The sequence below is a fragment of the Ureibacillus yapensis genome (genome assembly GCF_003515775.1).
Lineage (GTDB): Bacteria > Bacillota > Bacilli > Bacillales_A > Planococcaceae > Ureibacillus > Ureibacillus yapensis.
Window position 1 is genome coordinate 656,631 of sequence record NZ_QWEI01000001.1, and the last position, 15,636, is coordinate 672,266.

General features: G+C 40.6%; 15 protein-coding genes. 5 read left to right on the plus strand and 10 right to left on the minus strand.

Annotated features, from left to right (window positions below):
- Window positions 1-158: 158 nt before the first annotated feature.
- Complete coding sequence (locus D1B33_RS03180) at window positions 159-338, plus strand: DUF2929 family protein (RefSeq protein ID WP_267897023.1); 180 nt, start codon at window positions 159-161, stop codon at window positions 336-338.
- Between the two features lie 61 nt (window positions 339-399).
- Here the strand turns inward: D1B33_RS03180 and D1B33_RS03185 are convergent, their stop codons facing one another.
- Complete coding sequence (locus tag D1B33_RS03185; RefSeq protein WP_118875205.1) at window positions 400-996, minus strand: class I SAM-dependent methyltransferase; 597 nt, start codon at window positions 994-996, stop codon at window positions 400-402.
- Between the two features lie 243 nt (window positions 997-1,239).
- Window positions 1,240-3,369, minus strand: coding sequence for an ATP-dependent Clp protease ATP-binding subunit (locus D1B33_RS03190; RefSeq protein ID WP_118874880.1), 2,130 nt, complete (start codon window positions 3,367-3,369; stop codon window positions 1,240-1,242).
- Between the two features lie 212 nt (window positions 3,370-3,581).
- On the opposite strand from D1B33_RS03190, the gene D1B33_RS03195 reads away from it, so the two are divergent.
- A complete protein-coding gene (locus D1B33_RS03195; RefSeq protein WP_118874881.1) occupies window positions 3,582-4,277 on the plus strand; it encodes a Crp/Fnr family transcriptional regulator in 696 nt (231 codons plus the stop codon).
- On the plus strand, window positions 4,243-4,452 hold the full coding sequence (locus D1B33_RS18310) for a hypothetical protein (RefSeq protein WP_158582905.1): 210 nt from the start codon (window positions 4,243-4,245) through the stop codon (window positions 4,450-4,452). The genes D1B33_RS03195 and D1B33_RS18310 overlap by 35 nt, the downstream gene beginning before the upstream one ends.
- Before the next feature lie 46 nt (window positions 4,453-4,498).
- On the opposite strand, the gene D1B33_RS03200 is transcribed toward D1B33_RS18310, so the two are convergent.
- Together D1B33_RS03200 and D1B33_RS03205 are read right to left on the minus strand one after the other, a co-directional pair.
- Window positions 4,499-4,813 (minus strand): metal-sulfur cluster assembly factor, encoded by a 315-nt coding sequence (locus D1B33_RS03200; protein ID WP_118874882.1) that lies wholly within the window; start codon window positions 4,811-4,813, stop codon window positions 4,499-4,501.
- A gap of 57 nt (window positions 4,814-4,870) precedes the next feature.
- Window positions 4,871-5,635: a prolyl oligopeptidase family serine peptidase gene (locus D1B33_RS03205; protein WP_118874883.1), complete on the minus strand. Its 765-nt coding sequence runs from the start codon at window positions 5,633-5,635 to the stop codon at window positions 4,871-4,873.
- 205 nt (window positions 5,636-5,840) lie between these two features.
- Between D1B33_RS03205 and D1B33_RS03210 the strand changes: the two genes are divergently transcribed.
- Both D1B33_RS03210 and D1B33_RS03215 read left to right on the plus strand, forming a co-directional pair.
- On the plus strand, window positions 5,841-6,647 hold the full coding sequence (locus D1B33_RS03210) for a Cof-type HAD-IIB family hydrolase (RefSeq protein WP_118874884.1): 807 nt from the start codon (window positions 5,841-5,843) through the stop codon (window positions 6,645-6,647).
- Window positions 6,648-6,705: 58 nt separating this feature from the next.
- A complete protein-coding gene (locus D1B33_RS03215) occupies window positions 6,706-7,557 on the plus strand; it encodes a DegV family protein (protein WP_118874885.1) in 852 nt (283 codons plus the stop codon).
- A 266-nt stretch (window positions 7,558-7,823) separates the two neighbouring features.
- On the opposite strand, the gene D1B33_RS03220 is transcribed toward D1B33_RS03215, so the two are convergent.
- The 6 genes from D1B33_RS03220 to abc-f all read right to left on the minus strand — a co-directional run bounded on the left by D1B33_RS03220 (window position 7,824) and on the right by abc-f (window position 15,492).
- On the minus strand, window positions 7,824-9,659 hold the full coding sequence (locus D1B33_RS03220; RefSeq protein ID WP_118874886.1) for an oligopeptide ABC transporter substrate-binding protein: 1,836 nt from the start codon (window positions 9,657-9,659) through the stop codon (window positions 7,824-7,826).
- Window positions 9,660-9,732: 73 nt separating this feature from the next.
- A complete protein-coding gene (locus tag D1B33_RS03225) occupies window positions 9,733-10,641 on the minus strand; it encodes an ABC transporter permease (RefSeq protein WP_118874887.1) in 909 nt (302 codons plus the stop codon).
- A 29-nt stretch (window positions 10,642-10,670) separates the two neighbouring features.
- On the minus strand, window positions 10,671-11,633 hold the full coding sequence (opp4B, locus tag D1B33_RS03230) for an oligopeptide ABC transporter permease (protein WP_118874888.1): 963 nt from the start codon (window positions 11,631-11,633) through the stop codon (window positions 10,671-10,673).
- A gap of 1 nt (window position 11,634) precedes the next feature.
- Entirely contained in the window at window positions 11,635-12,582 is a 948-nt protein-coding gene (locus D1B33_RS03235; RefSeq protein ID WP_118874889.1) for an ATP-binding cassette domain-containing protein, read from the minus strand.
- Window positions 12,560-13,624 carry an ABC transporter ATP-binding protein gene (locus tag D1B33_RS03240; protein WP_118874890.1) on the minus strand — a complete coding sequence of 355 codons (1,065 nt, stop codon included), beginning with the start codon at window positions 13,622-13,624 and terminating at the stop codon, window positions 12,560-12,562. The genes D1B33_RS03235 and D1B33_RS03240 overlap by 23 nt, the downstream gene beginning before the upstream one ends.
- A 221-nt stretch (window positions 13,625-13,845) precedes the next feature.
- Entirely contained in the window at window positions 13,846-15,492 is a 1,647-nt protein-coding gene (abc-f, locus tag D1B33_RS03245; protein ID WP_325049406.1) for a ribosomal protection-like ABC-F family protein, read from the minus strand.
- Window positions 15,493-15,636 lie beyond the last annotated feature (144 nt).

Sequence of the window (15,636 nt, forward strand, 5' to 3'; positions counted from 1 at the left end):
TAATTATAGCTCATAAAAAAAAGAACCTCAACCTTTAATTATGTTTTGTTTTAAAGTTTATTGTTCTTTTTTAAATTGGAATATGGTATGATATTACAGATGAATATGGATATACTATTTTAAAATATTCTTTTGAGGTGAAACAAATGAAATATCTAATGACTTTAGTTTGGTCGTTACTATTAGTATTTATGCTAAACTATGTAGTAAGCTCAATTTTAGCGGTTGAATTTAGTGCATCTACTAGCGTCGTGCTTGGTATTATTTTTGCTATTTTGGTAATTATAATTAGTTCGGTTATTCCTAACGAACCAACTCCAGAACCAGATCATCACTAATATGGTTGTAAAGCACTTCGTGATTGAAGTGCTTTTTGTTTTGATGCTCTTTATATAAAAACTACTTTGTTCCACTGATGCATATCCATTTATTATTTGGGCTTGCATAAAACTCGACCTTATTAAACCCCGCTTTTTTAAGTAGCCTCTCCATATCTTCCTTTGATTTATAGTTTTTCATATGATAATTAATTTTGTATGCCTCGGCAATAATGAAGAAACAACCTTGTTTTTTCAATACTCTAAAAACTTCCTTTATACTGTTCTCCATGTCCGTCCAAAAATAATGGGTTTGAAAAGCAGTGATGAGATCAAACGTATTTTCCGGGAATGGAATATTGGTTACACTTGCTTGCTGAACCTGTATTTTACCATTTTCCACATCTGCTTTATTGGTTCTTATAGAATCTTTTACCGCCTGTTCGGAATAATCAATCCCATATATTTTCCCCGTTCGATTTTTCAATGACAGCATTTGAAGTGTTCTTCCTCCACCACAACCAACATCCAACACAACAGCTTCCTCGTTTAATTTTATCTTTCCAAATGCCCATTCGTTCATATCTCTATGAGCAGAGTTCATAATCCTTAACATGATTGAACCAACCATCCCAACAGGATTTTTAGCTTGTTCAATCAACTTATTGAGCATATTCATATTCATCTTCTCCCCTCCATTGGCTAAATTTTCTGTCTAAATTTCTCTTGCTTAAATACGTTTGGAAAAGGAAGAAAGGTTCATTTTTTATTTCTCATAGTTTTGATTTCGGACCGTTCAAGGACGAAATAAGTCAATCCTATACAAGCTATTTTCTTTGGAATATTTTTTAACATGTCATTAAGCCAAAATAAAAAATGTACAACCCATATAAAATGAATTGTACATTTATTTTCTCTTTTTCTATTTAGCTACAACCAATTGGTCACCATCCATTGCCACTTGCAAAGTTTCTCCAGGGAGTACTTCACCTTTTAGCAACTCTTTAGCGACTGCTGTTTCAATATTGCGCTGGATGAATCGTTTTAACGGTCTTGCTCCAAACTGCGGATCAATGCCGTGTTCAACGACCCATTCCACTACATTTTCGCTTACGTTTAGTTGGATTTCTTGTTCAGCCACGCGCTGTTGCAATTGCTCAATATACTTCCAGGCAATCGCATGGAAATGTTCAGTTGTTAAGGCATGGAACATGATAATGTCATCTACACGGTTCAGCAGCTCCGGTTTGAAGTGGCTGCGCAGTTCCCCCATGACCAAGTCTTCCACCTCTTGTTGGTGGTCAGGTTTTGCCTCCAGTAGATAATGTGAACCAATATTGGAAGTCATAATAACAACCGTGTTTGTGAAGTTTACCAAACGGCCCTGACTATCTGTAATGCGGCCGTCATCCAAAATTTGCAGTAGAATATTTGCTACATCCGGATGCGCCTTTTCAATTTCATCCAATAACACGACGGAATATGGATTTCTTCGCACCGCTTCCGTCAACTGGCCGCCTTCTTCATATCCGATATAACCCGGAGGTGCCCCTACGAGTCTGGATACGCTATGTTTTTCCATATATTCGCTCATATCGATTCGAATAAAATGATCCTCGGAATCAAATAGTTGGGCAGCCAAAGCTTTTGCAAGCTCTGTTTTCCCTACTCCTGTAGGACCAAGGAAAATAAAGGAACCGATTGGCCGGTTTGGATCTTTAATGCCGGAACGGGCACGCCATACCGCTTCCGTTACCAATTTTACGGCCGTATCCTGGCCCACTACTCTCTCATGCAGAGTATCTTTTAGGCGGAGCAGTTTTTCTCTTTCGCCTTCCACAAGCTTCGTGACCGGAATGCCTGTCCATCTTGAGATAATGGAGGCAATTTCATCTGCGGTTACTTCTTCACGCAAGATGCGTGTGTCCGAACCTTGTTCCAGCTCTTTTTCCAAGGCGGAAAGTTCCTTTTCAAGCTCCGGAATTTTCCCGTGGCGAAGTTCAGCCGCTTTGTTCAAATCATATTTACTCTCGGCCTCTTCCAGCTCTCTGCGCAAAACATCTAATTGTTCACGTTTTTTCTGAATCGTTTGCAATCCTTGCTTTTCGTGTTCCCATTGCTTGCGCAACTGATTTGTTGATTCTTTTAATGTAGTAAGCTCCTCGCGCAATGCATCCAGACGTTTTTTGCTAGCTTCATCTTTTTCGGCCGTCAAGGCTTGTTCTTCGATTTCAAGCTGCATGATTCTTCTTGTCACGGCATCGAGTTCTTGCGGCATTGAGTCGATTTCCGTGCGAATCATGGCACATGCTTCATCGATCAAATCGATTGCTTTGTCCGGCAAAAAGCGATCCGTTATATAACGGTTTGACAGCTCAGCGGATGCAATAATGGCGCGGTCATGGATACGCACTCCGTGGTGAAGCTCAAAGCGTTCCTTCAACCCTCTTAAAATGGAAATCGTATCTTCAACGGACGGCTGGCGCACCATCACTTGCTGGAACCTGCGTTCAAGTGCAGGGTCTTTTTCGATATGCATGCGGTATTCGTCCAATGTTGTGGCACCGATGCAATGCAGCTCGCCTCGTGCCAGCATCGGCTTCAGCATGTTGCCTGCATCCATTGCACCTTCTGTTTTGCCCGCGCCCACGATAGTATGGATTTCATCGATAAATAAAATAATGCGTCCCTCTGAATCTTTTACTTCTTTTAGGACACCTTTTAATCGTTCTTCGAATTGTCCGCGATAGCTTGCTCCTGCAATCAATGCACTCATGTCCAATTCATAAAGAATGCAATCCTTAAGCCCTTCCGGTACATCCTTGCGAACAATCCGTTGAGCCAACCCTTCCACAATGGCTGTTTTCCCTACTCCGGGTTCTCCAATTAAAATGGGATTATTTTTTGTTTTTCTGGATAAGATCCGAATCACATTCCGTATTTCTTCATCACGGCCAATAACAGGATCCATCTTGCCGTTTTTTACTTCTTCGATTAAATTTCGACCAAATTGTTCTAATGGACTTCGATTATCTTGTTGTTGAAATTGCATTTGTATAAACACCCTTTCACATTAGATTCGCTAAATTGTTTGACCTTTTTTGACTAATATAATTATAACAAGGATGATGGATTAAATGCAAAAAAATAACACGCAATCTTTACGATTCATGTTCAAAGGATGTGGTATTATACCTTTAATAGTTATATTACCTACATTTTACCAACTAAAAGTGCCGAATAGAGTCAAAAGGATGTGAAAAAATGGGATTAACGGATACTTTGCCCACAGATATATATCGTTTATTCGAAAATAATGGCGCATTGATTAAAATTGAAAAAGGAAATCATATTTTTCATGAAGGGGAAAGTGCCGAAGAATTATTTTTGGTCAAAAAAGGGACAATTCAAATAAGTAAAGAGACCGAAAATGGGAAAGAATTAACTTTTCGTGTTTGTGGAAAAAACAGCGTAATCGGTGAAAGTACTCTTTTTGCACCAACAACCGCCCATACAACAACGGCCAAGGCAATTAACCATTCCGAGTTAATTACGATCAGCAAACGATCGATTGAGATGATTTTAACCGAGCAGCATGCATTGATGATTGAATACTTAAAATGGATTCAAGTTGAAAATCTAAAAAACCAAAGCCTTATTCGCGACCTTGTCATTCATGGCAAAAAGGGAGCGTTATTTTCAACGTTAATCCGCTTATCCAATAGTTACGGAAAGGCGATTGGCCCAAATCAAGTGTTCATCGACATCAATTTAACAAATACCGATATTGCCAATATGTGCGCAACCAGTCGGGAAATGATCAACCGCATGTTAAATGATTTGAAAAAACAAAATGTGATTACATTTGAAAAAGGGTATATTACGATTTTGGATTTGGAGCATTTAAAACACGGAATTTGCTGTGATGAATGCCCGATATCCGTTTGCCGGATTGACTAATTCAGAAGCGGAAGCGCCCGGGTTAGCACCGACAGATGTGTTGTGTATCGAAAGCGGAGCGGCAGATACAAGCGCTGGAAGGCCCGAATCGAAAGCATCTTTTCAGCTTTCGACCGAGGGACTGAAGCGACCTCGAGGGGCCGGCGCTGAAGCTGGATGTAGGAACTACTTTTAAAAGCAGAAAAAAATCACCCTCCACAGTGGAAAGGGTGAATTTTTTCTTATCGAATTCCCAATGCCATTTTGGCATAACGGGACATCATTTCTTTTGACCATGCCGGTTGCCATACAATGTTGACATCTACTTTCTTTACTTCCGGCAGTTCACCTAAAGCAGTGTTGACTTGGTCCACAATCACTGGACCCAGTGGGCAGCCCATTGATGTGAGCGTCATTGTAATAGTCGCCAATCCCTCTTCGTCCAAGTCCACATCATATACTAAACCTAAGTTGACAATATCAATGCCGAGCTCAGGGTCAATTACGTTTTCCAGTGCACCCAAAATGCTTTCTTTCATTTCTTCGCTGATTGCCATCTCTTCTTTCCCCTCTCTTCATAGTGTTTACCTCTTTATCATAGCAAATGAAAATCTTTATGCCAAATGCCGTGAAAGAAACGAGGTAACCGCGAGTACCCCGCTCCGTGGCACTTGGTGTCCCGAGTTGGGCGATTCCATAAATTGCAGGCGCTCCGGTGCCTCAGCATAGTATGAGCGCAATTGAGTATAAAAATGATATGTAGGATGGAATGGGACCGTTTCGTCTTTATGTCCGTGCCAAAACATGACAGGACGCTGATTAAAACGCTTGATGTCAACGGTAATATCAAAATTCGATAAACTCTCTTGAATCGCTTCTTTTTCTTCCTCCATCATCGGCAATTTGACGCCAGCTGCTTCAAATTGGTCGATTTGCCAATTTGCTAATTCCACATAACCCGGCGCTCCCATGCAAATGGCAGCTGCATCAATCCACTCATATTGCTTTAAACATCCGGAAGCTACAATTCCACCCATTGATGTTCCTGCAACGCCGATTTTATTCGTTGTTGCATAACCTCTTATCTTTAATTCCTCATAAATGAAACTCACTTCTTTTATGGAGTTGAGGACAATCGACCAAAAGCGCATATTCATTTCCATTTCCGATAGATTTTCGGATCGCGCTCCATGCAATTCAGCATCCGGCATAATGACGCGAACACCGTTTTTTACAAATTGATACGCATAGTGCAGGTTATGCTCCTTTGCGCTTTGAAAGCCATGAAGAAAAATAACAACGGGTGACTGTTCATCCATTGACTCTTCATAAACATGTAATAAAGGGATTCCATTCCACATATCATCTTGAACACGCATCTTGTTTCACTCCTCAAAAGCATGCCTTTTTGTGCTTTAAGCATCTACGACTAATAGTTTTGTTCGTTAACGAAAAAACTAATTCTACCTCATCATAACATTGTCAGAAAATTATTGCGCTTCTTTGGAAACGCCAAATGCAAAATTTTGACTAACTTACTATCTAGAGGATAAAATCGTTTAATAGAGAAGGGAGAATTCCTTTATGAAACAACATTTAATTGTATTGGATTTGGATGGTACATTATTAACGGATGAAAAAACCATATCCGAAAAAACAAAAACGACTTTATTTAAAGCAAAAGAAGCAGGACATCAAGTAATGATTGCAACTGGCCGTCCATTTCGGGCCAGCCAGCTGTATTATAATGAATTGATGTTGACGACCCCGATTGTCAACTTTAATGGCGCCCTGATCCATCATCCCAGAAATAGGGCATGGGAAATGGTTCATTCCCCAATCGACTTGAGTGTTGTTCATGATGTAGTCGATTCCGTCGACAAATATCAATATGAAAACTTGATTGCCGAAGTATTGGATGATGTGTTTATTCATACAGAGGATACGCGCATGATGGATATTTTCCAAATGGGCGACCCTCAGGTAACGATTGGAAATTTAAGAGGGAATTTATCGGAAGATCCAACGAGTTTATTGATTCATGCAGAAGAAGAAAATGTTGCAAAGATTCGTGATCACTTGGAAAGTGTGCATGCCGAGCTGATCGAACATCGCCGGTGGGGTGCTCCGTTCCATATTATTGAAATTGTTCGAAAAGGGTTGAGCAAAGCGGTCGGAATCTCGCTGATTGCGAAAGAGATGAATATTCCCCGCGAGCGAATTATCGCATTTGGCGACGAAGACAATGACTTGGAAATGATTGATTATGCTGGTGTGGGCGTTGCCATGTCCAATGGCATCGAGCAATTAAGAAGTATTGCGAACGAGGTCACATTAAGCAATAACGAAGATGGCATTGCCGAGTTCTTGAGAGAAAGACTGAAATTGTAACAATTCATGGGGAAATATTTTTCCCCTTATAATAAATGTCTTTCAGGGAGGTATGACAATGAAAATATTTGCGGATAGCGGCTGCGATTTGCCGATGCATTTTTTTTCAGATGAAAATGTCGGGCTTTTTTCGCTAAGAGTAGATGTAAATGAAAGAGAATACAATGATATTGTTGAAATTGAACCGAAAGTAATTTACGACGCAATGCGGCAAGGAGCAGTACCGAAAACGTCCCAAGTCTCACCGGAATACTTTCTAAACCAATTTGAAAATCTGGCAAAAAATAAGGAGGAAGGAATTTATATTGCCTTTTCTTCCAATTTATCGGGTACATATAGTACAGCGATGATGATTGCTTCCCAAGTACGCGAAAATTATCCGGACTTAAAATTAAAAATCATCGATTCCAAATGTGCTTCGCTGGGTTATGGATTATTGGTTAAAGAAGCGGTCAAGCTGCGAAATGAAGGGGTTTCTTTTGAGGAGATGACCCAAAAAATTACCCGCATGGCCCAACATATGACCCAACTGTTCACGGTGGAAAACTTAAACTATTTGGCTGCAGGCGGCAGACTTTCCAAGTCGAGCGCTTTTATCGGTGGATTGCTGAGCATTAAGCCTATCTTGCATGTAGAAGACGGGAAAATAATTCCGTTGGAGAAAATCCGTGGCCGCAAAAAAGCCATTAACCGAATGGTCGAGCTAATGGCCGAGCGCGGCGGCGATTTTTCGAATAAAATTGTCGGAATCAGCCACGGTGATGATCTGGAGTTTGCCAAAGAAGTTCAGGCCATCATCGAAGAAAAATTACATCCAAAAGCGTTTGAAATGACCATGGTCGGTGCTGTCATTGGCGCCCACGCAGGTCCTGGCACCATTGCGATTTTCTTTACGGACAAGGATTACTAACTTTGAAGCGAGTTGTTCCCAAGAGGAGCAGCTCGTTTTTTTGCTGTCAATGTGACATTTCGGGCTGTAGAGTCTCCACTTTTGTTTATAAGTTACTTTCTCGTGGACTGGCTCGCAAGATGTCAAGATTTTTAGTCTTAGAGCGCCCTATCCTCCTCACAAAGGTTGAAATTTCTGCTTACGATTGGAAGTCATCATATCCTGCAATCTTCTTCAACAAAAAAATGAATCCACGGAGCAATGCTCCCGGATTCATTTTAAAGCGATTATTTTGAAGAAACAGGCTTTTCAGCACTTAACTCGATTTCGTGCAAATGATCTTTAAATTCGTTAGCATAATCCACACTAAAGTTTTTCACCCGTTTGTTGACCGGGAAAATTTCATAGCGGAATTGCATTGGGATTGTTGTGGCCACTTCTTCAATATGCTGCTGGAAGATTTTGAACTGCTCTGCGCGGTATTGCGTATCAAATGCATCCGGTGAATCGATCGCTTTCACCGTGGATTCCAAAATATCGGAAGTATAGCGGCTGAAGTTGAATTGATCCGCTTCACCATACAAGCCGGCTGGAGATGGATTTGTCCCAGTCCCCCAAGCGCCCATGAATACATCAATCTCCGGATCATCTGCTTCCACCATATCATAGAATGCATTGAATTCGATTAATCGGCCAGTCGATAAGGTGACATTCAAGCCAACATCTGCCCAGTTCTGCAAGTAAAAAGCAATAATTTCTTCTTGCGTGGAGTCGCTTGCCATCGCAGCCAATTTGATTTCAAGCGGCTTGCCGTTTGGATCTTCACGCAGCCCATCGCCATCCACATCTACATAGCCCGCCTCTTCTAAAAGAGACTTCGCCTTTTCCGGATCATACGTATATCCATCCAATTCCGAATCATAGAACGCTTCAAATACCGGTGGAATCAAAGAATTCGCGCGCTCACGCAAGTTATTGTAAAACACTTCGGAAACCTGTTCAATGTCCAGAGCGTATCCCATTGCTTGACGCAATTCTTGGCTTCCCATTTTTGAACCTTTCAGATCCGTAATTACTTTGCCTTGCTTCGTATCAAGTTTTCCCACTTTAAATCCTACATATGAATAATAAAGCTCTGGGCGCCCTAAAATCGTGATGTTATCAAGATCTTGAATTTCCTGCATTTTTGTTGCATTGAAATATTGTACTAGATCGTATTCACCCGAACCAATTGCTACTGAAATGGAGCTCGATGGTACAACTTCCACTACAACACCATCGAGTTTTGCTGCACCTTTCCAGTAATTTTCATTTCTTACGAATGATACAGATTCACCGGGCACGATTTTATCAATCTTGAATGCGCCCAATGTGACAGGGTTTTTACGAACGGCATCCGATTCCACCAGTTCATCTATAGGAATGTCCGCAATTTGATGTGCCGGTGTTGCGTAGGCCCATAAGCCATTGCCCGAATAGTTGACCGCCGGGGATAATTGTTTAAAGCTAATTTCCAGCGTATAGTCGTCGATTTTTTTAAGGCCGCTGATTGTTTCAGCCTTTCCGGCATGGTATTCTTCCGCACCGATAATGTTTTGGAATTCCGTATCGTAGCGAACCCCAGTATAATCTTTGTGCCCGATAATATGGTATGGCAAAATTACGTCTTCAATTGTCAGCGGTTCGCCGTCGGACCATTTGATTCCTTCACGAATTTTTACGACCGCTTTATTATTTTCTTGATCCACTTCCAACGAAGCAATTCCTTCATCCGTAATCATAAAGTTTTCATCCACATCAAATAGTGCGTTCGTCATCCATTCCATCAAGTCCGCATCATAGCCATCTTCATAAAGCTCCCATGAGAATACGCCTTGAAATGGTTCATCTTTCACCATTGCCACTTTAAGTGTTCCACCTTCAATTGCATCGGCTTCATTTGCCACTGCCAAATCAAATAACGCTTCGGAGTTTTCAGTTGTGCCTTTTGTTCCTTCAGATGATACTTCAATTGTTTCCTCTTTTTCTTCAACTGTCTGCTCTTCTTTATTATCTTTGCATGCTGCCAGAATCAGTAATACTGAAATTAGTAGTGCGATCAATGACCACTTTGTTTTGTTCATTCTTATTCCTCCCCTTTCGTTTTGTACCGAATTTATCCTTAACATATTCACTTTTGCAAATATGGCGGTACCTCTAGCCGAGTCGTTGACGGGAGTCGGCCGCTCTTCTCAATGCCTGTCCCACGTAGTTGATTCCAAGCATCATAAACAGTATGAAAATAGATGCCGGCAGCCATACCCACCAATATTGCTGCAAGACAAGCGGATTGTTGGCATTGGCTACCAGTGTCCCGAGAGATGGAGTGGAAAGCGGCAACCCAAATCCCAGATAAGATAGCCCTGTTTCAATGCCAACGTTTCCCGCAAAATTCAATGTGAGCTCCACTATGATAATCGAACTTAAATTTGGAAGGATTTCTCGGACAATAATGACAAAGTCGTTCGTACCGAGCGTTTTCGATGCCAGCACATAATCTCGTTTGCTCTCCGACAATGCCTTTGACCGAATGAGCCTGGCCGTTCCGGTCCATAAAAAAAGGCTCATGATCAAGATAAACGCCCCAACGGAATATTTAGGAACAACCGTTACAAAAACGATGATCAGCATCAGGGAAGGAATCGTGACGAAAAAGTCGACTATCCGCATAAATAAATTATCGATCCATCCTCCAAAATAACCGCAAAGCAGCCCTACGATAATCCCGAAGATGCCTGTGATGAGGGTGATTGAAATGGCAATGATTAATGAGTTTTTTGCCCCCACGATAATTTGCCCAAGAATATCCTTGCCCCCTTGATCAGCCCCCAGGATAAACTTCTCTCCTGGCGCCCCAAACTTATCTCTAAGACTGATGCGCATTAGCTGCTGCTGATCGATGATAAAAAATGCCCAGATAAAGACGCCTACAATAACCACAATTAGTGCAAGAAGCGAAAATAGTGCCAGTTTATCTTTCATAAACTCCCGAAAAACGACTTGCATCCCTGTAGGAGGTGCATTGACATAGCTTTTTTTCTTTTTGTATTTTCTTTTTTTGGCCATCTGGCTCCCTCCTTCACCTTTGCTTTCACCTATTCAATCCTAATTCGCGGGTCGACAATGCTCATGATAATATCGGACAATAGACTACCTAAAAGGGCCAGAAAACCAAACAACATAACAAGGGCCGTAATCACGCTATAATCACGCGAAGAAATCGAACTAACAAATAATTGCCCCATTCCAGGATAACCAAAAATTGTTTCGATAAATATCGAACCACCCAATAATCCCGTAATGGTAAATCCTAAAAACGCGGCAATCGGCAGCAAAGAATTGCGGAAAATGTGTTTTGAGTATACTTTGCGCATGGGAATCCCTTTGCTTCGGGCTGTTCGAACATAATCCATTGCTTTTGCATCAATGATTTCCGAACGCAAATATTGAATAATGCCTGTTGTTCCCAAAATGGCATAAGTAATCGCCGGAAGGAGAATATGATAGAATTTATTCCAAAAATAACGGAGAGTACCCGGTTCGTAGCCAATCTCCACGCTTCCCTTGGTTGGAAACCACTCCAGTTGATAGCCAAATAAAAATAGAAAAACAAGTGCGAGTACAAATGTCGGAATCGCATATGTAATAAAACTATAAAGAACGATTGCTTTATCCAGCCGGGAATTTTGATATCTTCCCGCCAGAATTCCTAAAGGGATAGCGATGGCATAAAGTAAAATGACGCTTAGCAAAGATAGCCAAAACGTGTTCATGGCCCGTTCGCCAATCAATGCGGCAACATCCCTTTTATACGTATAACTAAGACCAAAATCTCCTTGAAAGGCATTGCCCATCCATCGCAAATACTGGATATGAACGGGATCATGCAAACCAGCTTTTTCTTGCAATTCCGCAATCCGCGCTGGATCGGTTTGCGGCGTTATGAGACCTGTAAAAGGGTCACCGGGCATAAACTTTGCCAGTACAAAGATAATGACACTTAATACAAACAACTGCGGAATCATAATCAAAAACCTTCTGACAATGGTTTTCCACATTCTACTTGCCTCCTTTCGAAATAGAAGCAGCCGCTACAGAATGCGTTTTTGAAATTGGCTTTAAATCAAAAACGCGGTCATTTTCATCAAAATAGTTTTTATGTTCAGCCTTGTAATGTTGTTCTACGCGAATTCTTTCGCGTTTTCTTTTTTCCCTGCCGATCGGTGATCCACCGGGAATAGCTGAAAGCAGCCGTTTTGTATAAATATGTTGAGGATGATTGTAAATATCATATTTCGTACCTATTTCTACAAATCTTCCTTTATACATTATGGAAATATGATCACACATATGTTTCACCACACCCAAATCATGCGATATAAACAAATAGCTAAGGCGAAATTCATTTTGAATATCTTTCATAAAGTTAAGTACCTGTGCCTGAACAGATAAATCCAGTGCCGACACAGGCTCATCGGCAATAATGAGCTTTGGATTGGTGGCAATGGCCCGGGCAATGCCCAAACGTTGTTTTTGTCCTCCCGAGAATTCATGCGGGTATTTAAATTTGGCATCTTCCGGCATGCCGACAATCTCCAGCAACTCGCTAATTTTACGCTCTTCTTCTTTTGGGGTTAACTTCAGGAAATTGCGAATGGGTTCGGCAATAATGTCCTTCACCCGTTTGCGTGGATTCAAGCTTGAATGGGAATCCTGGAAAATCATTTGAACATCCCGGTTAAATGCGGATTTGCGGCTGCGTCTTTTATTGGTGACATTTTCTCCTTCATAAAAAATGCTGCCGGAAGTGATTCTTTCAAGACCGATGATGGCTTTTCCCGTCGTCGACTTTCCGCAACCCGATTCGCCCACCAAACCGTAAGTCTTCCCTTTTTCGAATTCCATCGAGATCCCATCCACTGCATAAACCTGATCAATAACTGAATTGAAAAAACCACCGCGAACAGGATAGTGAACGTGCAGATTATTTATTTGTATAAAGCTCATAATTCCTGCCCCCTCTTTTACCTCTCAGATTGAAGTTCCTATAGCAGGTGCAACGTACAAAATGACCGGGAGCTACCTCATGAAGTTGTGGATTTTTCTCATGCGCTTCTGCCGAAATCCAAGGTATTCGGGAAGAAAAGCGGCACCCGCTGCGCGGCAGATTCACCAAGGATGGGACAATTCCCTTAATGACATTTAACCGGTCTGAGTTGGAATTCAGTTGTGGAATGGAATGAAAGAGGGAACGCGTGTAAGGATGTTTGGGATTTGAAAACAACTCTTCAACTTCAGCTTCTTCAATAATTTCCCCAGCATACATCACGGCTACTCTATCTGCCATTTCCGCTACAACACCCAAGTCATGGGTAATGAGGATGATTCCAGCTTCTGTTTCCGCCTGCAGTTCGATAAGCAAATCAAGTATTTGCGCTTGAATCGTTACATCAAGGGCCGTAGTGGGTTCATCGGCAATAATGATTTTAGGTTTACAAGAGACGGCGATGGCGATAATTACCCTTTGCCGCATCCCACCCGACAATTGATGGGGAAACTGCCTGATGATTCTTTCAGGCTGGCGGATTCCCACTTGCTCCAATAACTCCAGCGCTCTATTTTTTCTTTCTGCTTTACTTAATTTCGTATGATAGAGCAAACCTTCTTCAATCTGCTCGCCAATTCGCATCAGTGGATTTAAAGCCGATAAAGGATCTTGAAAAATTATGCTAATCTGGCCTCCGCGTATTTCATTCATTTCTTCATCAGAAAGAGCCGCCAGATTTTTATCTTGAAAAAGGATATCACCCTTAACGCGAGTATTATGAGGATCGTATAGCCCCATAATGCTGGTAGCCAAAGTACTTTTGCCGCATCCCGACTCCCCAACAATGGCAAGCACTTCATTTTTCTTCAGGGTTAGGGAGACTCCATCTACCGCATTGTAAAAAGAATCTTTTATGCGAAAACCTGTAGACAAGTTAGCAATCTTTAAAAGTTCATTTGATTTCAAATTAACCACCCTTCCAGCAATCGTCGTTCGCCTCATTAATTTGAATCATGTGCATATTTAATTTAATTTCATAGTATTCTATATTTTTATGAAAAAAATTATATATTTATGAAATATTTGAAGGTAAAATCGTTTCATTAATTTTTTAGGGATAACAAAAAAATGATTATAAAATCTTACAATTTCCGGGGGATACTCCTATAAAAAAAAGACGAAATTACTTTTGTAATTTCGCCCAGTTTTTAACAAGCCCAAACTCATTCAAGATTCTTTATCAATTTTGTGAGCTCCTTAAATCTAAGGTCTAACTGCTCATATTCTTTATGATTTGCAGTCATAAAGCTAAGCTTTCCTAAAACTTCTTGTCGCTCGGTTTCAAGTGTTAATCGCAGTTCCTCATAATCATCTTTTTTTAGTGATAATTCATCCTGATTAAATTGCTTATTTATAGTGTGATTTGAGAAAACAAGCTTGGTACTTGTCGTTTTCTCAAGAAAATAGCGATCGTGAGACACAACCAATAAAGTTCCATTATATTGTGCTAACGTTTCTTCAAGTTGTTCCCGAGAAGGCATATCTAGATGATTGGTTGGTTCATCTAAGATTAGTACATCTTTTTCTTCTAGAATATATTTCATTAACTTACATTTCACGCGCTCTCCCATGCTCATATCCCTAATTGGCTCAGTCCACTGTGAGTCAAGGAATCCCAAGTGTTTCATTAAATTTCGAATGAGCCCTCTTTCTTTAAATGACTCTTTATCAAATAATTGTTTGGGTGTTTGATTTAGAGGCAAGTCAAAGACTTCTTGAGTTAAATAACCGATCCTTGCTGATGGAGAAACCCAGATTTCGCCTTTAGTAACTGTTTCTTTTCCGACTACCATATTCAAAAAGGTCGTTTTACCACTACCATTGAGGCCAGTAACCGAGACCTTTTCACCATGTTGAATGGTAAAGTTAGCATCTTTAAAAAGCTCTCGCCCCTTAAAAGACTTCCCTAAATTCTTCACTTCCAGAAAACGTTTCCCGACTTTATGATTTGATTTTAATGAAAAATTTACTCGGTATTCAGCCACAGGAGCATCAATTTTTAGCTTTTCAAGTTCTTTTTCAAGACGTTTTTGTTTTGACTTTACTTGGGCATCCTTTCGCTTCGCTTTTACACGATAATATTCTTTAGGGAATTCCTGTTTTGTCGATTGTGCATGGGCTGATTTTGACCAGGATGTCAGTTGGTTTATTTGGCCTTCAATCTGTTCCACCATCTTCTGTTGTTTTTCATATTCACGTTGCTGGGTAAGTCTTTGGCTTTCACGGAATTTCACATAACTCGTATAATTACCACGGTGACTTATAAGCGTTTTATTTTCGATTGACCAAATTTTTGTAACAACTTGGTCCAGGAAATAGCGGTCATGTGATACCAGAATAATGGTTCCCTTATAACTTTTCAGTTGGCTAACGAGAAAATCTGTACTTTGTTCATCTAGATGATTGGTTGGTTCATCCAACAATAAAAGTTCTGAATCTGCGGCTAAACTTCTTGCAAGTCTGGCTTTTAGTCTTTCTCCTCCACTTAATTTTAAGAAGTCATGAATGGGCACATCCCATTTCCTCAATAAAGCGGCTTCTTTAGGAGTGATCTCATCAAAAGAATACGTCTCGCATTCTTGTTCTACCATCGTTATGTTAAGTTTCTGGTGGTGTTTAATGTGTCCGCTTGTAGGCGGAAAATTTCCGTTCAGTAATTGCAGCAATGTAGATTTTCCAGCACCATTTTTACCTATAATTCCAATAATATCTCCTTCGTGTACATTCGTATTTAGGTTTTCAAAAATCGTATAATCTTGAATGGCTACTTTTAAATTTTGCAATTGCATTAGTTCTAGCAAAAGAATCATCCCTTCATTTTAGGGAGAAAAAAAATCCTCCCAAATAATTTTGGAAGGATTAGTCAATTCGCATTTTTGCCGTCATTTAATAAGCTACTTGCCCTTTTGGCACCTAGATTAACAATAATTTAGTTAAATGAAAAATGAGCAGAC